This window comes from Enterobacter kobei, assembly GCF_001729765.1.
Lineage (GTDB): Bacteria > Pseudomonadota > Gammaproteobacteria > Enterobacterales > Enterobacteriaceae > Enterobacter > Enterobacter kobei.
This window is the reverse complement of the sequence record NZ_CP017181.1, coordinates 1,134,306-1,158,872: the sequence shown is the minus strand read 5'-3', so window position 1 is coordinate 1,158,872 and position 24,567 is coordinate 1,134,306. Positions and strand designations below refer to the sequence as shown.

Annotated in this window: 19 protein-coding genes, 1 tRNA gene and 5 pseudogenes; 11 read left to right on the top strand and 14 right to left on the bottom strand. The window is 52.8% G+C overall.

Annotated elements, in window-relative coordinates:
- Positions 1-5: 5 nt before the first annotated feature.
- From BFV64_RS05465 to BFV64_RS26180, 6 genes and pseudogenes are all read right to left on the bottom strand, one after another.
- Positions 6-2,189, bottom strand: coding sequence for a TonB-dependent receptor (locus BFV64_RS05465; protein ID WP_023332291.1), 2,184 nt, complete (start codon positions 2,187-2,189; stop codon positions 6-8).
- 177 nt (positions 2,190-2,366) lie between these two features.
- Complete coding sequence (locus tag BFV64_RS05460) at positions 2,367-3,389, bottom strand: ABC transporter ATP-binding protein (RefSeq protein WP_069601791.1); 1,023 nt, start codon at positions 3,387-3,389, stop codon at positions 2,367-2,369.
- Position 3,390: 1 nt separating this feature from the next.
- A complete protein-coding gene (locus BFV64_RS05455; RefSeq protein ID WP_023332289.1) occupies positions 3,391-4,965 on the bottom strand; it encodes an ABC transporter permease in 1,575 nt (524 codons plus the stop codon).
- A 24-nt stretch (positions 4,966-4,989) separates the two neighbouring features.
- On the bottom strand, positions 4,990-6,006 hold the full coding sequence (locus tag BFV64_RS05450; protein ID WP_014882857.1) for an iron ABC transporter substrate-binding protein: 1,017 nt from the start codon (positions 6,004-6,006) through the stop codon (positions 4,990-4,992).
- Between the two features lie 332 nt (positions 6,007-6,338).
- Positions 6,339-7,559 carry a cytochrome P450 gene (locus BFV64_RS05445; protein WP_023336848.1) on the bottom strand — a complete coding sequence of 407 codons (1,221 nt, stop codon included), beginning with the start codon at positions 7,557-7,559 and terminating at the stop codon, positions 6,339-6,341.
- A 282-nt stretch (positions 7,560-7,841) separates the two neighbouring features.
- Positions 7,842-8,253 (bottom strand): annotated as a pseudogene (locus tag BFV64_RS26180) (HumD family translesion DNA polymerase).
- 284 nt (positions 8,254-8,537) lie between these two features.
- On the opposite strand from BFV64_RS26180, the gene BFV64_RS05440 reads away from it, so the two are divergent.
- The 3 genes and pseudogenes from BFV64_RS05440 to BFV64_RS05430 all read left to right on the top strand — a co-directional run.
- Positions 8,538-9,671 (top strand): acyltransferase family protein, encoded by a 1,134-nt coding sequence (locus tag BFV64_RS05440; RefSeq protein ID WP_069601790.1) that lies wholly within the window; start codon positions 8,538-8,540, stop codon positions 9,669-9,671.
- Between the two features lie 539 nt (positions 9,672-10,210).
- Complete coding sequence (locus BFV64_RS05435; RefSeq protein WP_014882854.1) at positions 10,211-10,573, top strand: GtrA family protein; 363 nt, start codon at positions 10,211-10,213, stop codon at positions 10,571-10,573.
- Positions 10,570-10,926, top strand: a pseudogene (locus BFV64_RS05430) (glycosyltransferase family 2 protein); the annotation flags it as partial. The gene BFV64_RS05435 and the pseudogene BFV64_RS05430, both read left to right, overlap by 4 nt.
- 146 nt (positions 10,927-11,072) lie before the next feature.
- Here BFV64_RS05430 and BFV64_RS05425 read toward each other — a convergent pair.
- Positions 11,073-12,053 (bottom strand): IS5-like element ISKpn26 family transposase, encoded by a 981-nt coding sequence (locus BFV64_RS05425; RefSeq protein ID WP_000019445.1) that lies wholly within the window; start codon positions 12,051-12,053, stop codon positions 11,073-11,075.
- 70 nt (positions 12,054-12,123) lie between these two features.
- Between BFV64_RS05425 and BFV64_RS05420 the strand changes: the two are divergent.
- From BFV64_RS05420 to BFV64_RS25665, 5 genes and pseudogenes are all read left to right on the top strand, one after another.
- A pseudogene (locus BFV64_RS05420) lies at positions 12,124-12,711 on the top strand (glycosyltransferase); the annotation flags it as partial.
- Between the two features lie 115 nt (positions 12,712-12,826).
- Positions 12,827-13,524, top strand: a protein-coding gene (locus BFV64_RS05415) for an IS1 family transposase (protein ID WP_223216367.1) whose coding sequence is annotated in 2 segments (ribosomal slippage) — positions 12,827-13,076 and positions 13,076-13,524 — 699 coding nt in all. Because the reading frame shifts where the segments join, the coding sequence is not laid out codon by codon here.
- Between the two features lie 103 nt (positions 13,525-13,627).
- Positions 13,628-14,608, top strand: coding sequence for an IS5-like element ISKpn26 family transposase (locus tag BFV64_RS05410; protein WP_032637327.1), 981 nt, complete (start codon positions 13,628-13,630; stop codon positions 14,606-14,608).
- Positions 14,590-14,796, top strand: coding sequence for a hypothetical protein (locus BFV64_RS26050; RefSeq protein WP_335671936.1), 207 nt, complete (start codon positions 14,590-14,592; stop codon positions 14,794-14,796). The genes BFV64_RS05410 and BFV64_RS26050 overlap by 19 nt, the downstream gene beginning before the upstream one ends.
- A pseudogene (locus BFV64_RS25665) lies at positions 14,796-15,105 on the top strand (tyrosine-type recombinase/integrase); the annotation flags it as partial. The gene BFV64_RS26050 and the pseudogene BFV64_RS25665, both read left to right, overlap by 1 nt.
- A gap of 15 nt (positions 15,106-15,120) precedes the next feature.
- On the opposite strand, the gene BFV64_RS05405 reads toward BFV64_RS25665, so the two are convergent.
- Positions 15,121-15,197 (bottom strand) — tRNA-Arg (locus BFV64_RS05405).
- 278 nt (positions 15,198-15,475) lie between these two features.
- On the opposite strand from BFV64_RS05405, the gene BFV64_RS05400 reads away from it, so the two are divergent.
- The 3 genes from BFV64_RS05400 (at position 15,476) to fimZ (ending at position 18,360) form a co-directional block, all read left to right on the top strand.
- A complete protein-coding gene (locus BFV64_RS05400; RefSeq protein WP_014882851.1) occupies positions 15,476-16,174 on the top strand; it encodes an EAL domain-containing protein in 699 nt (232 codons plus the stop codon).
- A gap of 24 nt (positions 16,175-16,198) precedes the next feature.
- Positions 16,199-16,915: a helix-turn-helix transcriptional regulator gene (locus BFV64_RS05395; protein ID WP_014882850.1), complete on the top strand. Its 717-nt coding sequence runs from the start codon at positions 16,199-16,201 to the stop codon at positions 16,913-16,915.
- An 812-nt stretch (positions 16,916-17,727) separates the two neighbouring features.
- Entirely contained in the window at positions 17,728-18,360 is a 633-nt protein-coding gene (gene fimZ, locus BFV64_RS05390) for a fimbria biosynthesis transcriptional regulator FimZ (protein WP_023332276.1), read from the top strand.
- 51 nt (positions 18,361-18,411) lie between these two features.
- Here fimZ and sfmF read toward each other — a convergent pair whose 3' ends face one another.
- The 6 genes and pseudogenes from sfmF to fimA all read right to left on the bottom strand — a co-directional run bounded on the left by sfmF (position 18,412) and on the right by fimA (position 24,421).
- Complete coding sequence (sfmF, locus tag BFV64_RS05385) at positions 18,412-18,933, bottom strand: fimbria assembly protein (RefSeq protein WP_014882847.1); 522 nt, start codon at positions 18,931-18,933, stop codon at positions 18,412-18,414.
- A gap of 9 nt (positions 18,934-18,942) precedes the next feature.
- Positions 18,943-19,950 (bottom strand): type 1 fimbria D-mannose specific adhesin FimH, encoded by a 1,008-nt coding sequence (gene fimH / locus BFV64_RS05380; protein WP_023332274.1) that lies wholly within the window; start codon positions 19,948-19,950, stop codon positions 18,943-18,945.
- Positions 19,943-22,503 (bottom strand): annotated as a pseudogene (locus BFV64_RS05375) (fimbrial biogenesis usher protein). The gene fimH and the pseudogene BFV64_RS05375 overlap by 8 nt, the downstream one beginning before the upstream one ends.
- A 14-nt stretch (positions 22,504-22,517) precedes the next feature.
- Positions 22,518-23,210, bottom strand: coding sequence for a type 1 fimbria chaperone FimC (gene fimC / locus BFV64_RS05370; RefSeq protein ID WP_014882844.1), 693 nt, complete (start codon positions 23,208-23,210; stop codon positions 22,518-22,520).
- Between the two features lie 34 nt (positions 23,211-23,244).
- Positions 23,245-23,790, bottom strand: a complete 546-nt coding sequence (fimI, locus tag BFV64_RS05365) for a type 1 fimbrial protein subunit FimI (RefSeq protein WP_063943373.1) — start codon at positions 23,788-23,790, stop codon at positions 23,245-23,247.
- 67 nt (positions 23,791-23,857) lie between these two features.
- Positions 23,858-24,421, bottom strand: a complete 564-nt coding sequence (gene fimA, locus BFV64_RS05360; protein ID WP_014882842.1) for a type 1 fimbrial major subunit FimA — start codon at positions 24,419-24,421, stop codon at positions 23,858-23,860.
- Positions 24,422-24,567: the final 146 nt, after the last annotated feature.

Here is a 24,567-nt window from a genome sequence, read left to right as displayed (position 1 = left end):
AACGCTTAGAACTCGTAGCCCACCGAGACCTTAAAGGTTCGCGGTTCGCCCTGAGTGATGTAGGTACCGGAATCGTCCACGCTGGCCCAGTAGTTTTCATTGGTCACGTTGTCGATGCCTGCGCGCACGGTCATCTGGTTTGCATTGTGGTTCAGCGCAAAGCGGTAGCGCATGCCCAGATCCAGCGTGGTATAGCTGTCCAGCTTTTTGCTGTTCGCGAGATCGGCATACTGCGTGCCCGAGTGGTTCACGCGTGCGGTGGCGGTCAGGCCGTCAACTGGCTTGATGTCGTACTCTGCCCCCAGCACGGCATAGAAGTTCGGCACGCCAATCGCATCGTTGCCTTGATTCACGCCGTTTTTGGTTTTGGTCAGCTCGGCCTGCAGCCAGGTGGCGCTGGCGTTCAGGCGCATCCCGAGCATGGGCTCGCCAAAAACGTTGAGCTCTACGCCACGGTTACGCTGTTCAGCGTCCAGGCCGTAGTGATTGTCATCGTCGAGGATCGCCGATGGCATTTTGATCTCAAACAGCGCCAGAGAGCCGCCCACGCGTCCAAAGTCTGCCTTCAAGCCGACTTCATTCTGTTTAGAGTGAACAATACCGGTGCTTTGACCGTAGTTGGTGGCGGTGTCCGGCGCGGTTTTTCCCGGCTGCAGCGCTTCGGTGTGGTTGGCGTAAAGGGAAATCTGCTCCCACGGTTTATAAACCACGCCGTAGGTTGGCATCCAGCGGCTACCGTCGAAGCCGTCCGCGTCGTTTTCCGCACCGGTAATTTTGTTATACCCGCGGATGACCACTTTCTGATGACGCGCCCCCGCGGTGAACAGCAGCTTGTCGTCCAGGACGCCCAGCGTATCGCTCAGCAGCCAGCCCTGAGTACGGGTGCGCCCGCTGGTTAGCGGATCGCTGTATTTGCCACCTGATCCATTGAAGTTGGAGCTGTCCGGCATATCAACGCCGGTGTTGTGGTAGATGTTGGTGGTCGGGTTATCCTTCGTCGCCGACATTTTCCACGCGATTTTTTCGTTTTTGGTCGTCGCCGAGTAGCCGACGTTCACCTTGTGCGACACAAAGCCGGTATTGAAATTCCCGCGAATGCCCGCCATCCCGCTAACGGAATCGCTAATGCGGTTAGTATCCAGACGGCTGACCGTGGCTTTGCCGCTTTTGTCCAGCAGCTTCGGCGCGCTGTAGATCCCTTCTTCGTGCGCATGCTGCGCGCCCAGGCCGGTATAGGCGGTCCAGTTATCGGTGATGTCGTATTCGCTGCGCCACATCCCAAATTCGTTTTCGATGTCGCTGTAGGCCCACTTCTGCGAGAAGTTACGATCGTTTTTCGGCGGTTCAGGCACGAAATCCACCGCCGAGATGTTGACGCTGGTCGGGCTGCCGTGGAAGGTTTTCTTTTGATAGCCCAGATCCAGCGAGGTGCGGACGTTGTCGCCGTTGTAATCAAGACCGGTGGAGAGCAGCGTGGTGCGGCGACGGTCGTTTGGTACGCCGGTTTCCCCTTCACGGTGGACCAGGTTCACGCGCGCGCCGAACTGGTCGCTGTCGCCAAAGCGACGGCCTGCATCTAGGGTGGTGCCAAACTGCGAATCTGAGGTGTAATCCACGCCCACTTTTGCCTGCGGGGTATCGCCCGCATGTTTCGGCTCAAGATTGATCATCCCGCCCACGCCAGAGCTTGCCGCGCCATTCATCAGCGCGTTGGCGCCTTTGAAGATCTCAATACGGTCAACCATCTGCGCATCCACCACCTGACGCGGCAGTACGCCGGACAGCCCGCCAAACGTCATGTCGTCGCCGTCAAACTTCAGGCCGCGAATGCGGTAGGTTTCCGCGCTGTTACCGTACCCCTGAACGTACTGCACGCCCGCATCGTTGGCGACCACGTCAGCGATGGTTTTCGCCTGCTGATCTTCCACCAGCTTCGAGGTGTAGCTGATGATGTTAAACGGCACGTCCATGGCGTTCTGCTGGCCCAGCATCCCCATGCGCCCGCCGTTCGCCACCTGCCCGTCAAGAAAGGCCGGTACCAGCTGGTCGCCGCCGGGTTTAAAGTCGCTGGCAGGTGCAGCCTGCACAACAAGGGTATCTTCTTTTTTATCATCCGCCGCCTGGACGGAATGTGTCACCGCCCCAATGGCGAGCGCCAGCAGCGTTTTGTGTATTTTGGTGTTGTCCATCGTTAACTCATTTGAAAGTGCGCGAAAAAATGACCCGTTGTCGGGCCTTAGAATGTATTAACAGCAATGCAAATGAGAACTATACGCATTATGTATGCATTGGCAAGCGTCACGCGTTCATGAAGGGAGGTAATGAGGACGATGGGGAACAACCACCCCCTTTAGGGGTGGTTACGATTATAAAACGCGCGCAGTGCCCGTCACATCAATGCGTACCGCCGCGCCCGGGTGCCAGCCCGGCTGACTGACGGTCCTGAGGATAACGGGCTGTTCATGCCCCGCTAATCCCAGCGTCAGCGTAGACAGCTGACCGGTGAAGTCGACATCAAGAATGGAGACCGGGCTTTCATGAGGCGCACATGCCGTCACGCGCAATTGTTCAGGACGCATCATTACCCGGCCCTCTCCTGTTGCATGCGGATTGTCCGTCGGCACCTCGCCCAGTGCACACACGGCGTAACCGCCAGCGAGCTGAGCAGGCAGGATCACGGCATCGCCAAGAAACAGCGCCGTCTCTTCGTCAACGGGACGGGTGTAGACGTCATAAGGCGTTCCCACCTGCGTGAAGCGGCCAGAACGCATCACGGCAACCTGCGTGGCAAAAGACAACGCTTCGTTCTGATCGTGGGTGACCAGAATTGAGGCCACGCCCGCTTCCGCCAGCAGATCGGCCGTTGCTTTACGCGTCATGGCGCGCAAGCCGGTATCCAGCGCCGAGAACGGTTCATCCAGCAGCATCAGCGAAGGACGTTGCGCCAGCGCACGGGCAAGCGCCACGCGCTGCTGCTGTCCGCCGGAAATCTCATGGGGCCAGTGCGTCGCCAGCTGCCTGTCGAGAGAGACCATCTCCATCAGCACCTCAACGCGCTGGCGCTTCTCATGGCGGGTACCGTTCAGCCCCCAGGCAATGTTATCTGCCACGTTGAGATGGGGGAACAGCGCGCCCTCCTGGGGCACAAAACCGATCCCGCGCAGGTGAGCAGGAACAATATGATTTTCATCAAACAGCGTTTTTCCCTGCATGACAATGCGGCCGGTATCCGGCGTCTCAAACCCGGCGAGAATACGCAGCAGCGTGGTTTTCCCCGACCCGGAGGGGCCGACAATCGCCGTGCGGCTCCCCGGCGCAACGCTCAGGTTTAAGCTGTCGAGCACCTGCACGTCCGAAAACGATTTTGAAATGGCGGTTAATTCAAGCATGTCATAGCCCTGCAATTTTTTTCGACTGCATATAGAGAATGGCGGTCAGCGGGAGTGAGATCAGAATCATCAGCATTGCGTAGGGCGCGGCGGCCACATAATCAATTTCACTGGTCAGCGCCCAAAATCCGGTGGAGAGCGTGCGGGTTCCCAGCGGCGAGAGCAGCAGCGTGGCGGTCAATTCGTTGCTGACGCCAAGGAATACCAGCGCGGCGCCTGCCGCAGCGCCCGGTGCGGCCAGCCGCAGGGTAACGCTCCAGAGCGCTTTCGCAGGCGTGCTGCCCAGGCTGCGCGCCACGTTTTCCAGCTCCACCGGCGCTTGGGCAATCCCTGCCCGCAGGTTAATGAGCGCGCGGGGCATAAACATCAGCAGATAGGCCAGGAACAGGGTGATTTCCGTCTGATAAATGGGGCGAGCGTAATGAATAGTGACCGTGACCAGCGCCAGCGCGGTGACAATGCCCGGCAGCGAACTGGTGATATAGATGCACCCTTCCAGCATCCGGAAAATACGGTGCGGGTAGCGGATCCCAAGCCACGCGATGGGGATCACGCACGCCGTCGTCAGCAGTGCCCCACCCACGCCGAGCATCAGCGTCTGGCGCAGGGAGTGCCAGAGGTCGGCGTTCATCCAGTTTTGTACGCCGCCGAGCCAAATCCAGCGGCACAGGACAAGTAACGGCACGCCCAGCGCCAGAATGACCAGCGCGAGGAAAAACAGCTGTCCCAGCGCAGCCGCCGCAGGCTTCAGCGGCCAGCGTTTCTGTTCACGTGCCGCGCCCGCGCCAATGCGTGCATAGCGCGCTTTCCCGCGCGTCACGCCTTCCAGCACTAAGATCGCCAGGCAGCATAAGGCCAATACGCCCGCCAGCATGTTCGCTGCCGGGCCGCTGAAGGTGGACTGAAACTGGTCATAGATGGCCGTTGTGAAGGTATCAAAACGGATCATCACGTACAGACCGTATTCCGCCAGCAGGTGCAGCGCCACCAGCAGCGCGCCGCCGCAGATAGCCAGTTTTAGCTGCGGCAGCACCACGCGGAAAAAGACCCGCCACGGCGGGGTGCCGAGCGAGGCGGCCACATCTTCCAGCGTCGGGTCAAGACGACGCAGCACCGCCGCAACCGGCATATAAATAAACGGATAGTAAGCTAAAACGGAGAGGAACACGCCCGCGGAAAGGCCATGCATCGAGGGAACCACGCTCACCCAGGCATAGCTTTGCACAAACGCGGGGATCGCCAGTGGGGCGACCGCCAGCGCGGACCAGATCCCTCGCCCGGCAAGCTGCGTGCGCTCCGTGAGCCAGGCGATCGCCACGCCCGTCACGATACACAGCGGTACCGCCAGCGCCGTCAGCCACAGCGTGTTGCTGAGCAGCTCAGCAACACGTGGGCGAAATACCAGCGCCCTAATCGTTTCCCAGCCCGTCTCAACGCCTATGGCAATGATAAAACCCAGGGGCAGAAGTGCCAGTAAAGAAAAAAGGACAGCTAACGCTACCATCGGCAGTGCAGGACGCCTGCGGCCAGGCTCCCGCACGCTGTTTTTGCCGAGGTCGAGACTCAGACCAGACATAAGACCTTCACTTCACTCTCAGGATCACAGCAGACCGGCTTGCGTCATCAGCTCGATAACTTTTTTACTGTTGAGCGTTGAAGGTTCAACTTTCGGTGCATCCAGATCGTTCAGCGGGACCAGTTTCGGGTTAGAGGCCGCGTTCACGCCCACCGCATATTCAAAGGCATTGTTGGTGCGCAGGCTTTCCTGGCCCTCTTTACCGGTAATGTATTTGATGAACGCCTGGGCCTGCGCTTTGTGTTTACTGGACGCCAGCACGCCACCACCGGAAAGGCTGACGAACGCGCCCGGATCCTGGTGTTTGAAGTAGTAGAGTTTGGTGTTTTTGCTGTTCTCACCCGTTTTGGACTGATCGACAAAACGGTAGTAGTGATAAATCACCCCGCCATCAATCTGGCCGGCGTTGACGGCTTTCATCACGGTGCTGTTGCCTTTATAGGCCACGAAATTAGCTTTCATCGCCTTCAGCCATTCCAGCGTGGCTTTTTCGCCTTTAAGCGCCAGCATTGCGCTCACGATGGCCTGGAAATCCGCGCCTGACGGTGATGCCGCCCAGCGGCCTTTCCACTCGGGTTTGGCCAGATCCATCAGCGACTTAGGCAGCTGCTGTTCGCTCAGTTTTGCCGGGTTATAGACGAATACGGTGCTGCGGGCGGCAATGCCGATCCAGCGGCCATGCGCCGGGCGGTACTCTGCCGGTACCTGCTTCAGGGTGTCTGCATCCAGCGGGGCAAACAGGTTAGCGTTATCCACCAGTACCATGGACGGCGAGTTTTCCGTCAGAAATACGTCTGCAGGTGATGCGCTGCCTTCCTGAACCAGCTGGTTACCCAGCTCGCTGTCATCGCCGTTACGCAGCGTGACCTTAATGCCGGTCTCTTTGGTAAAACCGTCAACCCACGACTTCACCAGGTTTTCATGCTGCGCGTTGTATACCACAATGCCTTCGCTGTTATCGGCGGCAACGGATTGTGTGGAAAGGAAAAGCGATGATGACAACAAGGCAAGCGAGAAGCAGGACAGCAGGCGAGAATTCATGAACATATCCTTAATAGAGCAACGGGAATAATGACGCATAGCGTTGTGGGACAGGATTAAAGCATACAAAAACGCTAATGATAATTAGTATCAATCCAGTTTAAGCGTAAAAGTGTAAAATTTCTTTTTTGCGGGGAGTGAAGTGATAAAAATCCAGATTTAAAAAACGGATTAATTAAAGATTAAGAAAACCTTAAGACAACACACTACAAAATATCATTAGCCTTCTATTTATTACGTCGTTATTTATCTGACAATTTAAGAATAAAAAACGTTCACCACTTCCGCCGTGAAAATATGATTCCCTTCTTAGCGTTGTCCTTATTATTACCTCAGGTAATTTTTACCGGCAGCGTCTCCAGCGTTCTCAGAATCAGGCTTCGCGTCGACCATTTAGCCTCACCGTCGAGAGAGAGCGTCCCGCGCTCGCATAAAGCCATGGCAAGGGTTTCAGCCTGACACTGCGCCAGCAGTTGTCCAATACACTGGTGCACGCCTGCGCCAAATCCCAGCTGACGTTGGGCATTCTTGCGGCCAGGAATAAAACGCCACGCCTCTTCAAATACGCTTTCATCGCGATTTGCAGAACCAAGGCATACTAAGATGTTATCCCCCGCTTTAAGTTCGCGTCCCAGAAATTGCACGGGAGCCACTACCTTTCGCCTGCCCATCTGCAACGGAGACTCAAAGCGCATGGTTTCACTGACGACATCTTTCATCCGCAGCGTGTTATTTCTGACGCACGCCTGTAATTCAGGATGTTGTGCCAGCATATACACCAGGTTTCCGGTTAACGCTTCGCTGGTTTCACTCCCGCCGATCAGCATAGTGACGCAGTCTGTGCTAAACCGCGTTGCAAGCGCATCCCGATCGCCGCCATATCCTTTCAGGAGGCTGCGATAAAAAAGCGAGTCGTAACCCTGGCTGTGTGCCTGCGCGAGTTGGCGAAAACTGTCATCCAGACGGGAAAGCGCCACGATCAGCCGCTGTAATCCCTCTCGATCAATTGCGCTGGGGTCCAGCAACAGCCTGATGGCACTTTTCTCTTGTTCAACCACCTCCTGCTGCGCTTCCGGCAGGTTGAGCCAGGCGGTGAACAGCTTCCCCCAGAGCGGGGCAGCAATCTGGCGAATGCCGTCAAACGTGCCGGTGGTGGTTAACTCTGCCACCAACGTATGTGACTCGTCAGAAATCAACTGGGTTAACGCAGCCCAGGATTCGCCGGTAAACAGAGCTTGCAGCGCCTGACGGTGCGCGCGATGCACATTCCCGTCTTCAAACAGCACAATGCCGTAGAGAAGATCGCGTATGGGGGGCGAGAGGCTGAAGCACTCTTTTTCCATTTCGCTATGCACATCTTCAGGTATACCCGAGGAGACGAATGCTCGCTCTTTAAGCGTCTGATAAACATCCTGATAGCGGGTAAGCACCCACGTTTTGCCGATTCGCGCTACAGGCTGGTGGTTTCGCATGTGGTGGTAGACGTTATGAAGATTTTCCTGAAAGACAGGTGAGGCAGGATTAAACCGAAGTGCTTTTTCAACATATGCCACGGGTGAGCCCTCATCGCAGGATTAATCACCTTTCAGTAAAGCAGGGATATGTTGCAGTTCAAATATAGAAAAAAGGGGGGATCATTGGCACGCCCTGTAGGATTCTAGCCTACTACATATGGTTTAGAAGAACGCACGGTTCGATTTAACTCAATGTTATATAATTATCTTTGCTGCATTCGCGCCGTTTTTTTGTCATTAAGTGTCGTTACATGTTTCTGCGTTGCGTTATGGTTCATCAATGCATGACACATTTATTAAACAGAGGGTACACAGTATGCCTCATGGCATGGCTGTGTAATTTGATTCCTGCATCACCGGGTAACCTTCAAACTCACCTGTTCGTGTATCGTTGGTGAGATACGTTATCACTCCGAATACCCCATCCAGACTCGTTCCGTCATCGTGAACCGGAATCTCATCACGTCTACCCGCCTGCAAATCCTCCAGGTGCGGTTTTGGCGATTTGCGGTATCGCTTTATCCTCAACTCACCTGCCATGCTTTGTACCAACAATGATCCGTCGCACACTCAATGAGATATCCACTTCCAGAACAACTCCGCTCAAGCCTCCTTCGCAGTGATGCGTTGCACCAGCTCTCATCAGATATGTCGATGACGATCTGGTTATGATGCGCTTGTCGAACGACATGCGCTTCTCTGCATAGTCTTGCGCTGGCGGTGGAAGCCCCATGATACGCCTCCAATAATTACTGGATGCATGAACAGAATGAATGATTGATGCAGTTGAGCAAGCGTTGAGATGAGAGGAATCCCCAAGTCATGCTAGATTCAAAAAAATTTAGTTTTTAAGCTCCACCTTAATCGATGTCACCAACTAGACAGCAAGAAAACGCCATGACCGTCGATTTCAGACTCTCTCAATGCTAGACTCTTCGCCATTCTAAAGTTCAAATGACTTTGAAGTGACATGGCGAATAATAGATTAATAGTTGATATTATAAAGGTATATAAATAATGGACGTCACTTACACAATTAGCATGGCGCTTTTTAGCCTTATTATTGCGCTTTTAATTTTCAGTCTCCCTGTTTTCAGGTTTATTGATGAAGAAACCGAAGCGGTTCGTTCCAATAGTCTTGATGGCATGCGGTTTTTATTGGCATCATTTGTTATTCTCCATCATCTTGATTGTTTGCATTCTTATATTACAAAGGGCATGTGGTCACCAAGTTCTTTATGGCTCACATACATGGGTAAATACGGCGTTGCGCTTTTTTTCATGACTACGGCATATCTCTTTTGGGGAAAGGTGAGAAATAAGGAAACCGTAGACTGGGTAGACCTTTATAAGAAGAGATTTTTAAGAATCGTTCCGCTAGCAACTGCATGCTCTTTTGCTGGATTGGTTTTGTTGTTTTCATTAACAGATCATGACCCTATTACATTGGATACAGTTTCAAAAACAATGTCATGGTTCGATGGTGGCCTCTGGAATAGCAAGCCTAATGTGACTGACTTTAATAAATCATGGATGGCACTGGCTGGTGTAACGTGGACGTTGAGGTGGGAATGGATGTTCTACTTTTCACTGCCTTTACTTTTTATTCTTAAAAAGTGGTCTATGGAGTTAACCATAGTCCTTTTTGCGTTTTCTGTATATTTATTGCCTGGCTTTACAAGAGATGCATATCTATGGTCATATTTTTTCGCCGGGATGCTTTGCAGGGAACTTAAGGACAAAATAATTATCTCCAGACTGCATGCAAACATACTTTTAGTGGCTACAGTTCTGATTACTGGCTTTGCACAGCCAGACCTGTTCAGGTCTCCGGAAAAGTTTTTTTTATGCGTAATATTTTTCTCTGTAATCTCCGGTGCCGACATATTCGGGTTACTGGCAACTAAGGCTGCAAAGAGACTTGGTGCTGTTAGCTATAGCCTGTACTTAACCCAGGGATTGATACTTTTCCCTTTAAGTCAAGTAATTAGTAAGGATGATGTTTCGCATACTGACTACAAGGTCATCACATTATTTGTTTCAGCATACATATCAATTTGCCTGCTATCCTCTTTCACCTACCATTTTGTGGAGAGGCCATTCATCAAATCGAAAAAAGCATCATTATACAAAACTAATACTGCTTCATAATTTATGGCGACCTGATGCGGTCGCCTTTTTTATTCTCTCGTAATGCCAAACTCGCTCTATCTGCAGACATTGCCATATTGACAGCCCAACCTTTGACGTTCCAAATAACCGGTAGTTGCCATCAATCCCGCATAGAAGATCGATAGTTAACCCCCTGTTCCTGATACTCCATGACTGGTGAGGAAAAGCCCCTTCAGAAAAACCTCACCATGTTATGCATGATCCAGTAACTGTTATCGCTTTAGTCTGTTGTCTTATCGGCCAAGTCGGGAGAGGGGGTAACGCTCTATCCAAGACTTAGCTCCGCTGCAGGTAAAATGCCAGTTGAACTCCCGTAACTGTTCAATGACGCGGTCTGAACTCAAGTAACTATGGGTGAGATGAATGCGCGCAACGAAAGAGGTGCTCACCTCTGCTGTGCGTGGCATGAATATCATACAAACAACTGTATCCATACACAGCCTCACTAAATAATAGGGTCGATCATGCTTCGCAGTGGTGTTAAAATCCTCGCCTTTCAGAATTAACTGATTTCTAAAATGGTAAAACTGTTTACTCGCTATGTTTCAGTGGGCGTGGTCAACACTGCTCTTCACTGGTTGTGTTTCGGTGCGCTTATGCATTTCCTCGATGCTAACCAGACCGTTGCGAACGTCGTTGCTTTCTGTATTGCGGTAACTTTCAGTTTTTTTGCGAATGCAAAATGGACGTTCAAGGCTCAGGCCACTTCTGCGCGTTACATCGCGTTCATCGTTTTCATGGGCGTTATGGCTGGCGTGACAGGATATATCGCGGATTTAATCGGCGCTCCACCTGTCGTTACCCTTGTCGCCTTTTCCGGATTCAGTCTTGTAGCCGGTTTTTTATACTCACGGTTCATTGTCTTTAGGGATGCGAAATGAAAATTTCTCTGGTCGTTCCTGTATTTAATGAAGAGGAAGCAATTCCGATCTTCTATAAAACAGTGCGCGAATTTGAAGATCTGCAACAACACGAAGTCGAGATAGTCTTTATCAATGACGGCAGTAAAGACGCCACAGAATCAATCATAAACGCGCTTGCTGTAGCTGACCCGCTTGTAATACCACTTTCCTTCACCCGCAACTTTGGAAAAGAGCCTGCGTTATTTGCGGGTCTTGACCATGCGACCGGTGACGCGATTATCCCGATTGACGTGGACTTGCAAGACCCGATTGAGGTTATTCCATACCTGATAGAGAAATGGCAAGCAGGGGCAGATATGGTTTTGGCTAAGGAAGGTGCGAATAAGCAGGTCATTTCTTCCCAAGCTGACTCGCTGATTAAAATTTCGCGGATCTGGGCCGATTTTTTTCCCGCAAACACATCGAATCAGCCTATTTAGGCTATTTTTTCCACCATTTCTGGCGTTATTTCCGGTTTTTACTGAGATCTCTCCCACTGACGTATCATTTGGTCCACCCGAAACAGGTTGGCCAGGGTGAATAACATCGCCAGTTGGTTATCGTTTTTCAGCAGCCCTTTGTATCTGGCTTTCACGAAGCCGAACTGCCGCTTGATGATGCGAAACGGGTGCTCCACCCTGGCACGGATGCTGGCTTTCATGTATTCGATGTTGATGGCCGTTTTGTTCTTGCGCGGATGCTGCTTCAAGGTTTTTACCTTGCCGGGACGCTCGGCGATCAGCCAGTCCACATCCACCTCGGCCAGCTCCTCGCGCTGTGGCGCTCCTTGGTAGCCGGCATCGGCTGAGACAAATTGCTCCTCTCCATGAAGCAGATTACCCAGCTGATTGAGGTCATGCTCGTTGGCCGCGGTGGTGACCAGGCTGTGGGTCAGGCCACTCTTGGCATCGACACCAATGTGGGCCTTCATGCCAAAGTGCCACTGATTGCCTTTCTTGGTCTGATGCATCTCCGGATCGCGTTGCTGCTCTTTGTTCTTGGTAGAGCTGGGTGCCTCAATGATGGTGGCATCCACCAAAGTGCCTTGGGTCATCATGACGCCTGCTTCGGCCAGCCAGCGATTGATGGTCTTGAACAATTGACGGGCCAGTTGATGCTGCTCGAGCAGGTGGCGGAAATTCATGATGGTGGTGCGATCCGGCAGGGCGCTATCCAGGGATAATCGGGCAAACAGGCGCATGGAGGCGATTTCGTACAGGGCATCTTCCATGGCACCGTCGCTCAGGTTGTACCAATGCTGCATGCAGTGAATACGCAGCATGGTCTCCAGCGGATAGGGCCGTCGGCCATTGCCCGCCTTGGGATAAAACGGCTCGATGACAGCGGTCATATTCTGCCATGGCAGAATCTGCTCCATGCGGGAGAGGAAAATCTCTTTTCGGGTCTGACGGCGCTTAGTGCTGAATTCACTATCGGCGAAGGTGAGTTGATGGCTCATGATGTCCCTCTGGGATGCGCTCCGGATGAATATGATGATCTCATATCAGGAACTTGTTCGCACCTTCCCTAAGAGAACAGACCGCTCTGCGGATGGACGACTCAAGCGCAAGACTGCTGAATGGTTCTATAAACTGCACAACAAAATAAGCAATCCGCAGATCGAGGAAAACGTTGGCGACTACCGTCTGATGTCTCGAGATGTAGTTGAAAACATTAAGCAAATGCAAGAACGCAATCTTTTCATGAAAGGCATTTTGAGCTGGGTTGGCGGCCGCACTGATGTTGTTGAATATGCTCGTGCTGAACGTGTTGCTGGGGATTCTAAGTTCAATGGTTGGAAGCTGTGGAATCTTGCATTGGAGGGTATAACCAGTTTCTCAACTTTCCCTCTGCGCATGTGGACTTACATTGGTTTATTCGTTGCTGGTATGGCCTTCATCTATGGCGCATGTATGATCGTCGACACGTTAGCATTCGGCAATCCGGTTCGCGGCTATCCATCAATGCTGGTTTCAATACTTTTCCTGGGCGGAATTCAGTTGATAGGTATAGGCGTACTTGGCGAGTATATCGGCAGGATATATGTTGAAGTTAAGGGAAGACCTCGTTACATCATCAAAAACGAACTTAAGGATAATCGGAAGGACGATAAATGATTAGTCATGCTTAGGAAAAAAAAACTCATTTTGAATGGATGCTATTCACATTTGTTTTCGGGTAATGGTGCCAACTTACTGATTTAGTGTACGATGGTGTTTTTGAGGTGCTCCCGTGGCTTCCATCTCCATCAGTTGTCCCTCCTGCTCAGCTACTGAAGGCGTGGTGCGTAACGGTAAAAGTACTGCCGGACATCAGCGCTATCTCTGCTCTCACTGCCGTAAAACATGGCAGCTACAGTTCACTTACACCGCCTCTCAGCCCGGTACACACCAGAAAATCATTGATATGGCCATGAATGGTGTTGGATGCCGGGCAACCGCCCGCATTATGGGCGTTGGCCTCAACACGATTTTACGTCACTTAAAAAACTCAGGCCGCAGTCGGTAACCTCGCGCATACAGCCGGGCAGTGATGTGATTGTCTGCGCTGAAATGGACGAACAGTGGGGCTACGTCGGTGCTAAATCACGTCAGCGCTGGCTGTTTTACGCGTATGACAGGATACGGAGGACGGTTGTGGCGCACGTCTTCGGTGAACGCACTCTGGCCACACTGGAGCGTCTTCTGAGCCTGCTGTCGGCCTTTGAGGTCGTGGTATGGATGACGGATGGCTGGCCGCTGTATGAATCCCGCCTGAAGGGAAAGCTGCACGTAATCAGCAAGCGTTACACTCAGCGAATTGAGCGGCATAACCTGAATCTGAGACAACATCTGGCAAGGCTGGGACGGAAGTCACTGTCGTTCTCAAAATCGGTGGAGCTGCATGACAAGGTCATCGGGCATTATCTGAACATAAAACACTATCAGTAAGTTGGAGTCATTACCAAGCTCAAGGTAGGTATTAGGGAAGGTGCGAACAAGTTCCTGATATGAGATCATCATATTCATCCGGAGCGCATCCCAGAGGGACATCATGAGCCATCAACTCACCTTCGCCGATAGTGAATTCAGCACTAAGCGCCGTCAGACCCGAAAAGAGATTTTCCTCTCCCGCATGGAGCAGATTCTGCCATGGCAGAATATGACCGCTGTCATCGAGCCGTTTTATCCCAAGGCGGGCAATGGCCGACGGCCCTATCCGCTGGAGACCATGCTGCGTATTCACTGCATGCAGCATTGGTACAACCTGAGCGACGGTGCCATGGAAGATGCCCTGTACGAAATCGCCTCCATGCGCCTGTTTGCCCGATTATCCCTGGATAGCGCCCTGCCGGATCGCACCACCATCATGAATTTCCGCCACCTGCTCGAGCAGCATCAACTGGCCCGTCAATTGTTCAAGACCATCAATCGCTGGCTGGCCGAAGCAGGCGTCATGATGACCCAAGGCACTTTGGTGGATGCCACCATCATTGAGGCACCCAGCTCTACCAGGAACAAAGAGCAGCAACGCGATCCGGAGATGCATCAGACCAAGAAAGGCAATCAGTGGCACTTTGGCATGAAGGCCCACATTGGTGTCGATGCCAAGAGTGGCCTGACCCACAGCCTGGTCACCACCGCGGCCAACGAGCATGACCTCAATCAGCTGGGTAATCTGCTTCATGGAGAGGAGCAATTTGTCTCAGCCGATGCCGGCTACCAAGGAGCGCCACAGCGCGAGGAGCTGGCCGAGGTGGATGTGGACTGGCTGATCGCCGAGCGTCCCGGCAAGGTAAAAACCTTGAAGCAGCATCCGCGCAAGAACAAAACGGCCATCAACATCGAATACATGAAAGCCAGCATCCGTGCCAGGGTGGAGCACCCGTTTCGCATCATCAAGCGGCAGTTCGGCTTCGTGAAAGCCAGATACAAAGGGCTGCTGAAAAACGATAACCAACTGGCGATGTTATTCACCCTGGCCAACCTGTTTCGGGTGGACCAAATGATACGTCAGTGGGAGAGATCTCAGTAAAAACCGGAAATAACGCCAGAAATGGTGGAAAAAATAGCCTAAATAGGCTGATTCGATGTGTTTGCGGGAAAAAAATCGGCCCAGATCCGCGAAATTTTAATCAGCGAGTCAGCTTGGGAAGAAATGACCTGCTTATTCGCACCTTCCTTAGTTCACCCCAAGCTATCAACGCGGCATTAAAAATTTGACTCCGGTAATACGCAAAATGCCAGTGGACGACAATAGCGCCTAGCGCATTGGCTGGATAAAGCGGGCATTGAGGACTTGCGATTTCACGATCTGCGGCATACCTGGGCGAGCGGGTTAATTCAGCCCAGCGTGCCGCTGTCCTTTTTCAGGAAATGGGGGGCTGGGGGTCGATCGAAATGGTCCCTCGAAATGCCCACCTTGCACCTAACCATTTATGCGAACATGCACGGAAAATAGCTGCCAATTTTAGCGACCATGACACAAATACGACACAAGGAGAAAATCAGGCTGGCTCGAAACTGGCTTAGCTTACTAATATCGAATGGCACGCCCTGTAGGATTCGAACCTACGACCTACGGCTTAGAAGGCCGTTGCTCTATCCAACTGAGCTAAGGGCGCACTGAGAAGAGTGAACTTCGCGGCGGTGAAACGCGAAGAATTATACGGTCAATGGCAGGTGAGTCAATGCCTTTTCCGCTTTCAGAGGCAATTACCGCTAGCCGATTGTAAATACGGCTATTTTCTCAACATTTCTCGCTGTTTCACTTTAAAATTTAGCGCTGCGAAAAGGCTTAGTTGCATTTAAGTAACGCCTGCTGTTTTCCTGAACGTCAGCTCGTCACACTAGAGCGAGGTATCCCGGCCGCCTGGAGGCTGACAGACAACAGGACAATGGAGTGACAGCGCAAAACCCGTTCGATACGCCCCCCCGATTACAGTCTATTTCTCAGGACATCGTCGGCATCAAACTGGAGCCTATCGTCGCCCTCAACGCCCGGCGCCGGGTCGGCGTGGAGGTCCTGAGCGTCTTGTCCGACACCGAGCATAGCGAGGACTTCTTCCGCCATCAGTCGGCAGACGCCTCTTTGACGCTGCTTGAAGCGCAGCTGGCCGCATTAAAAAATACCCCGCATGGCAATAATCTTTTTATTAATCTGCCGATAACCGTGTTGACAGCACCTGCGCCTTTTGCGCGGCTCATCAATATGAAAACCGCGCCGCTGAATATTGAGATTGTCGACCTCCCTCTCTTTCTGGCGTTCTCCGCCGCACAGAAGCAGAGCGTCGTTAACAACCTGCGGCAACTTCAGGAACGGGGACACACTATCTGGCTGGATGATATCGACGAAACTATCATTCAGCCGTTTTTATTTTGTCGATTACCGTTGAACGGCATCAAAATCGATAAGAACGCATTCTGGCGTTTACGCGCCACACCTGCACTGAGGAAACTGGTTTCACTTTGCTTTCAGCTGGCCGGAAGCGTACTCATCGAAGGTATTGAGACTGAACGCGATCGTATCTGGGCACTGCAGGCAGGTGCCGATCTCGGCCAGGGATATTACTGGCCGTCCTGGACATGGCCGGAGGATTAACACGCCATTTCCAGGAGGGAGGCCATGCGAATGACAGTGCGCCGTTACCGGCGGCGGCGTACAGGAAGTGATGCACTGGGATTTACGCACTCACCTTTTGCCCCCCCCTTTTTCGACCGACTCGAGTTTTTGAGCCAGTCCATCAACCAGCCCCGAAAAACCGATGCCCCGTTTATCATCCTGGTAACGGAGGACAATTTTTTGCGCTCCGGTTTTCTCAATGGGCAGTTTCCGCTAAGCAGCTGTTGCGACTTCACTTCGCTGGACGATGCGCTGGGTGCGCAGAGCCAATGGCCCTCGGCCCGTCTGGTAGTGGATATTGAAAGCCGTTCCACGGGGCTGATTGATCAGCTGGATCAGTTAAGAAGACATAGCCTGTATCCCCCCTTCCTGACGCCGTGGCTGCTGATCCGGGCTGATAATTATGACGCACGTCTCTTCTGCAAAGCGGCAGGTCCTTTTCATGTGCTCGAACGTCAGATGAACGCAGCAGGGCTTCAGCACAGCCTGATGGAACCCCGCCCCCTACAGGGCTCCGATAGAGACTGGTTCTCGCGCAACGAATGGCCCATTTTGCAGGAGCTTGCCCGTGGCAAGACGTTACGACAGATTGCCCTTCTGCAGAATCGTCCCTATAGCCGCATTATCTATCGCCTCAGCTGCATCCTGATGAAGCTCGGGCTGAGCCATCGCCAGGAATTGTTACACCTTCTTAATAACCTCTCAGACTGCTCGTTTTAACTCACGTCCTAACCCCTTATTTCCTAAAGCGCTTTAAGAATTTACTTACCCATTATGTTAATTTAATGTTAAATATTAACAATAAAGTCGATTTTATAACTATTCCTAATTTATGGCCTTGAACCATGTGAAATGTCACAGATTGAATCAACTGCAGCACTTTCCTCCATCCGTTAAGTGAATGCAGAAGGCGTTAACGAGATGATAATGATGTAAAAACAAGCAGCTTCCCTTTACTCACCAGGAGCGGGAAGCGAAGCTGGCAGCACGTTCTCCTGTACGATGATGGAGCGACGTTGATATCGCTTAAGGACTTTCAGATGAAGGTCTGAGGCCCTGAGAGGGCACTTTTTCGCCTCCTCTTCTCAAGATCCTGCCTGAAATCGAGACGCCATTTCATTAACATTTTTGCAACATAAAGAGACATCTGTTATTTTTTGTTATTACATAAAGATGAAAAGATGCGGTAAATGGGATACCAGGATAATTCCGCTATATTTAAAAAGGAGGCCATTCAGATCCAGAAGATAATACAAACCAATAAGCGGAACGTAATTTACAGGGTTTTCGGAAAAAACTTACCCTGTATAATAAGATGCGTATCAAAATTGAATAAGAAAAACCTTTTTGCCAACACCAGCCAAATGAGACGACCGCGCTGAGGCAGGGTTCTTTTCATTACGTAAACAGGGATGCTTTCGCTCTTTCCAGGGAAATACTACGGTATAGGGATCTGCTCATTATATCCTTCCGGCATTTCGAGAGTTTTACAAAACTCTACATAACGCTTTTAACAATCTGAGGCATTAAAAATGAAACCGGCATCCGTTATCATTATGGACGAACATCCTATCGTCAGAATGTCGATAGAAGTCCTGCTACAGAAAAATAAGAATATCATCGTCAAGCTTAAGTCTGGCGATAGCCATGAAGTTCTTGACTGCATCCGCAATCACCCTATCGATTTGGTGATCCTTGACATTGAACTTACGGGCACAGATGCCTTTGCTTTACTTAAGAGAATCAAAAACTTAAATAAAGAGATTAAGGTTCTTTTCTTATCATCTAAATCAGAACTGTTTTACGCCGGACGTGCCATTCGCGCCGGGGCCAACGGCTTTGTCAGTAAACGAAAAGATTTGGGTGAGATCTACAACGCCGTAGAGATGATCCTGATGGGCTATTCTTTTTTCCCGTCGGAGACGCTGAATTTTATAAATCATATGGGGTCGGGAAAGGGAGAGCTGGCAGATATGCCGTTATCGAATCGCGAGGTTACGGTATTACGTTATCTGGCGAATGGGCTGTCCAATAAGGAAATTGCGGAGCAATTGCTATTAAGCAACAAGACCATTAGCGCGCACAAATCCAATATTTATTCCAAGCTGGGGGTGCAAAGCATCGTGGAATTAATTGATTACGCTAAAGCACACGAACTGCTATAACCTGAATTCACTCCCTGCAGTTTATCTGAGCTGCAGGGAGTGCGGTCAGTGCTAATTATAATTAATCATGAAGGTCGCATCAGCATCAGCCTTTCCGGGCTGAGGGTTATCGGCAGTAGCAATATAATTGGCATAAAATGACAGTGTCGCATTCCCCTGCGCATCGACCGTGACCGGCTGGCTGGCCTGCTGGAGATCCAGACGCGATTTATCCGCATCCCTGATCTCGACGGCGACGCGGCTTGCCGTGCTGGCGTCGTTCAGTGCCAGCAACCCGTTGTTGCTCCCGTCAGCTTTACCGGAAAACGTAATGGACGCGGCCCCTGGCGGACAGCCGGTCAGTTTCAGCGTAAAAGGCATGGGCTGCGTGCGGCTCCCGGTAGTGCTGAGCTGCTTCGTGGGCCAGGTGCCCAGCGTGACGGTTTTGTCACTGTCGTTCCCCTCGGCCACGCAGGTAAAATCGACGATATTGCCGTAGAGCTGAATGTTAATTTCGCCCAACGCGGTTTCCGCCTGAGCCTGTGTGCAAAGCGCAAAGAGCGCTACGGTGATAAAACGGATCCCGTTTCGCATATCGGCTCCTTAGTCGTAATCCACACGCAAATACCCGCGCGAGGTAAAGCGCCCTTCCGCGGGCTTATTGCCCGTCACGCTCACTGGCCAGACCCGGATCCCCACCTGCGCCTGCGCGCTGTCGTCCAGACGGAACGGAATTTTGCTCGTCAGGTTGTTAGGCGTTAACGGCGTACCACTCTCGTTGGCAATGATGAACCCCACATCCGGGTTATCCGATACCAGTGCGTTACTGGAGACCTTTTCAGCCTCAACGCGCATCGTCAGCATGGCATTCGCCTCTACGTTGGTGCATTTAATCGCGATGGTTTTACTCTGCGATGAAACCCCTTCCGGCTTGTTACCCGCGCCCGCTTTGCTGAACAAGGAGGCGCCAATGTCCCCGAAATCAAACTCAACCACATTACCGGCATTGATTGCGCAGCTTTGCGGTACCTGAATGGTTCCGCTGTAGCTGATGGTATAGACCGGCGTGGTTAACGGGTCAGAGGCGGTCGTAGTCACGTAAACACGGAACATCGTGGCACGCGGGATCACCACCATGTTGATAAAACGCCGGGTCACCTTAAGACGGAAAACCAGGTTGGAATCCTTAACGCCAAACGGTTTGTTTTTTGAGACGTTCGGATGGCTCCCCATCTGGATATAGTTTTGCGGGGGGTAAAACTCGCCAGCATAGCTGTCCGTGATTTTCATGGCCCCATCCAGATAGTCGTTAAGCTTCAGATACTGGTAGCGATCGCTGGTCCCGGTGATCGGGTAATCCGTGACGTAGCTGCGTCTGGTGGTATTGCCGGTCGTGCCCTTCGGGCAGACGGCATTCACCCCCACCCATTGCGATTTTTCGCTGAGGGTCACAATCTGACCCACCTGGTTATTCGAGCTGTTGAATTTATCCGTCAGGTCGTAGTACACCTCTGTCGGCACGCCATTTTCGTTGACGCACACGGTCGCCAGTGCGTGTGACGCGGGCAGTAAAGCCAGAAGTGATAAAGCAAAAATGTGGATTTTAATCACAGCGGATCCCCTTAAGTGTGATTGCCTGTTGCAGGCTCTTTTCAGGCAAGCTGTAAGGCGCACGGCACTGGGACTGTGCCCCGTTCCCCCACTGAATCAGCAGTTCGCCTTCGATCGGCAGCCCACTCAGGTAAATTTGCCCGTCATCCCCCACCATGCTGGTCACGCCACTCTGGGTTTCACGCACCACGGCGCCGAACGGCACGGGCTGGTTACCACGTGTGACGGTCAGCAGGGCACGCACGCCAATACGGGTGTCAAAGCTGGCGCGCACCAGTGCGCCTTTGGTCGGCACCACGCTGCTCACGTTATTTTCGATATCGGTGTTGTTGCTCATGGTATTGGTATCCAGCGCCACGCGGTTATAGCGATAGACGGTGGCATACGGCATCACCGCATAGCCGCGCCAGTCGGTCTTCACGCCGGTCTGGTTTTCCACGCTGACGCCTGAAGCCCCCGGGGCTTTGATCAGCACGTTGGTGTCGCCCAGCGGCTGGCTAAAGGTCACGCCATCAGCATGGCCGACCACCCCGCCGGAGAGCTGCCAGTTGAAATCGTGCTGATCGCGGGAATAGTTGTAGCCCCCCCCCAGCGTGCCGTAGGTTGCCTGCCAGTTGGCGCTGGCGCTTCCGCTTGAGCCGTTGGTGCTGGCGTGTCCCTGGGTCACGCTGTAGTTCAGGTTGCGGTCCTCCAGCAGCGTGCCGCTGACGCCGGTTTGCCAGCTGGTATCACCCTCACTGTTTCGGCTGGCGGATGCCGTGGCGTAGGCGCGGTCAATCGCGCTGTCCCGGCGATAGCCATGACGGGTAAACAAGCTAAACGGCACGGAGACGTTGAACGACGCGATCCGGTCAGTCCCGTCGATACCGACGGATTTGTTCCACGACCACGAGACGGAATAGTTGATCCCCTTCACGCCCCCGCGTAACCCAGTTGATACCAGAGGTTCGTTTCGTCCGTCCCCCAGTAGGTTTGCTCACTCCCGGAAATATAGACCGAGCCGTAATCCCCCAGTGACTGAGAGACGTTGAGCTGAAAGCGGCCTTTTTTGTTCCACGTCAGGTTGTGATAACTCTGTACGTCAGGCACATCGTTACCGTCCTGATTATCGGCATACTGATAGCCCTCCATTGAGCGCCAGGCGACATCGTCCAGGGTGTAAAACCCTTTGGTGGAGTAGCGGTAGCCCAGCAGCTGGAAGTTGGTGCCGAAGCCGTTGAGCGATTTGGCATAAAGAAAACGCAGCGACTGCCCTTCGTGCTTGCTGTCGTCCGCGAGCTGGCTGCGGGCATGAGTGATATCGACCGATACCGCGCCCCAGTCACCGAGGTTTTTCCCGGCCCCGACGGCAAGCGCGGTATAGCGTGACGCCAGCTGCGTACCGCCATACAGGGTAAAGCCGTTGGCAAGACCGGTCACCAGAGTGCCCTGGGTGAAGAACGGCGTATCCTGGTCGCTGTTACCGCTGCGATAGTCCCCCGCCACGAGATCGTATTTCCAGCGCCCTTCTCGCTGCAGCAGCGGGACGGTGGAATACGGCACGGTGTAGCGCTGCTGGCTGCCGTCTTTCTCTTCCACCGTCACCTCCAGGTCACCGCTTGAGGAGGTCGGGTTAAGATCGGTGATAGCAAAGGCACCAGGCTGAACGTAGCTTTGATAGATAACGTAGCCGTTTTGACGCACCACGACTTTGGCTGGCGTCCTGGCAATACCGCGCACGGTTGGGGCGTAGCCCTGCAGGCTGTCCGGGTACATGCTGTCGGACGAGTAAAGTCGTCCGCCGCGAAAACCGACGCTGTCGAAAACATCATTCCCGGTATTGCTGTCGCCCAGCACCAGTTCGCTTTTGAGCGGGATAACGGTGCGCTGCGCCCAGGTGCCAATATTCTCCCACTCACTGTGCCGCTGCCCGTTATTCTGGGTGTAACGCCATGCGCCGTTGTTACGTAAACGCCAGGCACCATAGTTCAGCCCGCTCTGCAGGTTGAGATAGTAGCTGTCGTCTTCGCTTCCCCGGTTGCCCGTGAAGCTGTAGTTCACCAGGGCGGCGGGAATACCTTCATCCCACTGTTCGGGCGGGATGTAGCCGCGCGCACTGTTTTGCATCGCCACCTGCGGCAGGCTGACGTTCAGACGCTGTGAGGCAAAGTTAAATACCGTTTCGCTGCCGGGAATGGCCGTGGTCAACGGAACGCAGGTTTCGCCCTGCACGTTAGCCAGTTCGGGAAACGCCGCAACGTTGACGCCAAAGCGATCGAGCATCGCGCGCGTAATGCACGGGGTCAGACCGCCCGCCACCGGTGGCATATTCTCAGCCTGCTCAAAACGCACGTCCTGAGTGCCGATAAACTCATCGTTACGCCAGATATCCACGCGATAAACGCCGGGTGCCTGCTGGTGTCCTTGTTCAAAACGCGACAAATCCGCCACGCTGGCAGTATCGTCAGACAAGAAGGCCGGGTTGAAGTAGCTTTCGCTCCAGCCAGCCTGGGGCCAGAGCGCGGCCATCAGCGCCAGCGCAACCGGGCAGTAACGTCCCTGATGGTTTTTCATCGCCCTGTCTCTGCTCACAGGTTGACGCTACGCGCCGGTGTAATGGCACCGTAGTCGTTCACGCTCTGCCATGAGAGCGTACCGCTGGCACCGGCTGGCAGCACCTGCTGAGCCGAGTTTTTCGGTGCCACCATCAGGTTTTCCAGCGTCTGACCGCCCAGCTTCAGGTTGACCAGGGTGATGTAGTAAGGAGACGCATTGCTGACCTTGAGATGGTTACCAACGCGCTCAAAACGCAGTTGAGAGAGTGCCTCTTCTGGCTGCATCGCCAGATTATTCGGGCGTACAAACAGTTTGATACGCGAAAGGATCGCCAGCTGCAGCACGTTATTGTTTTCTGTTTTTGCTTTGTTCACTGACGGGATCGCCTTCACGTTCATGTAAAAGAGCGACTCGCGATCGGCGGGCAGCGCTGGCCCGGCGTAAATAATACGCAGCGTGTTTTCACTGTCCGGCTCGCTAACAAACAGCGGCGGCGTGACGGCAAAGGTTTTCTCCTTCTGCCCGTTTGCATTTTCGATCCACGCGTTAATTAAATAGCGTTCTTGTTTATTGCTGTTGGTGATCGCCAGCGACGTTTGCTTCGCATCCGCCGGGTAAATAACGCGTGTGGCCCCCAGCGCAATACCGCCGGAAGCATTCGCGCAAGTAGAAACCATCATTAAAATAAACGATAACATCAGTCCTGGTTTAATTAGCATATTCATCAAAACCGTACCTTTAATAATGTGTTCGCAGGTGTTATGGATAAATCAACGTAAACCAGACATCCGACTGAATATTGCCTGGCACGAGGTGTTCGGAAATAGCGCGATAGCGGGCGCTAAAATGAAATGCGAGCTCGCTGGTATTCACCGGCAACCAGCTGACGGCCGTTGCATTTGGGATAATCTGATGCTGCTGTTCATCAAAAAGCGCCAACCCCACGCCGCTGCTGACAGGTGTTTCGCCTGGCCGCGATGTCGCCAGAAAAACCTGCGGATCTTCCTCTGGTGTAACACCCTGAAACTGGATCCCTACGGTGCGCGAGACATCCACGCTGCAATCCAGCAGTCGCACGGTGAAGGGCACGTTAACCGTTGAGAAACTGCCCACACCGGAAAATGAATTGGTTCGGTACTGCCCCATGTCGATGCGCATATTCTGGCTGTCGGGCGCCACGGCGCAGCCGCCGTTTACCAGCTCCCCGCGAAGATGCACTTTGCCACCGTCGATCACCACGGTATGTGCCGATGCCGGGCCAGCCATCGCAAGGGTTAACAGCAGTAGTGTTCCAGTCCTTGTCATCCTTCATTCCTGGCATTTGCGTATGACGGCCTCATCCCTGAGGCCTGAACATCCTTGTGCGAGGGAATTATTCGTATTTCATTACGAAGGTGGCGTCAGCGTTCGCCTGGCCTGGCTCGGTGGTCGCAGCCGTTGATTTATAACGCGCGGTGAATTTCAGGGTGTTAGTCCCTTCAATCAGCGTCTGAGCGGCAGAGAAGGTCGCACCGTCTGGAGTCAGCACGCTGGATTTGCTGTCGAGGATCTCGATACCCACGCCTTTTGCGGTGTTGTCGTTGTTACCGGACGTCACGGCCAGCAGGGTTTTGTCGGTTGGGTCGATCTGACCGGTGAAGGCAACCGCAGCGGTTTTAGCTACCAGCGGATCGCAGTCATTCAGCTCAATGTTGAATGGAATATTAGAGGTGGTGTCGCCCACTTTGGTGAATTTCGCGGTACGATACTGACCGAGATTAACGGTCTGCTCGGAAGAATCAGTATTTACTGAACAAGCAGCATTAACCAGTTCACCTTTAAAATGCACGGTACCGCCATTTACGGTTACCGGCGTGGCTGGGTCTTCAGCATGAGCGGCACCCGCGACCAGGGCCAGTGTAGCAATAACAGTAGAAGCAATGTTGCTGAGTTTCATGTCTATTCCTTTAAAATGTAAATAACCCTTCCCGCGAAAATCGGGAATAAGAAATACGTTCAATTGATTAATTGAAAGCTTATTTCGGAGGAGACAAAGTAGCGCAGGAATAGGTTTTTAAATATGTCAAAACGCTGCCATTTCGC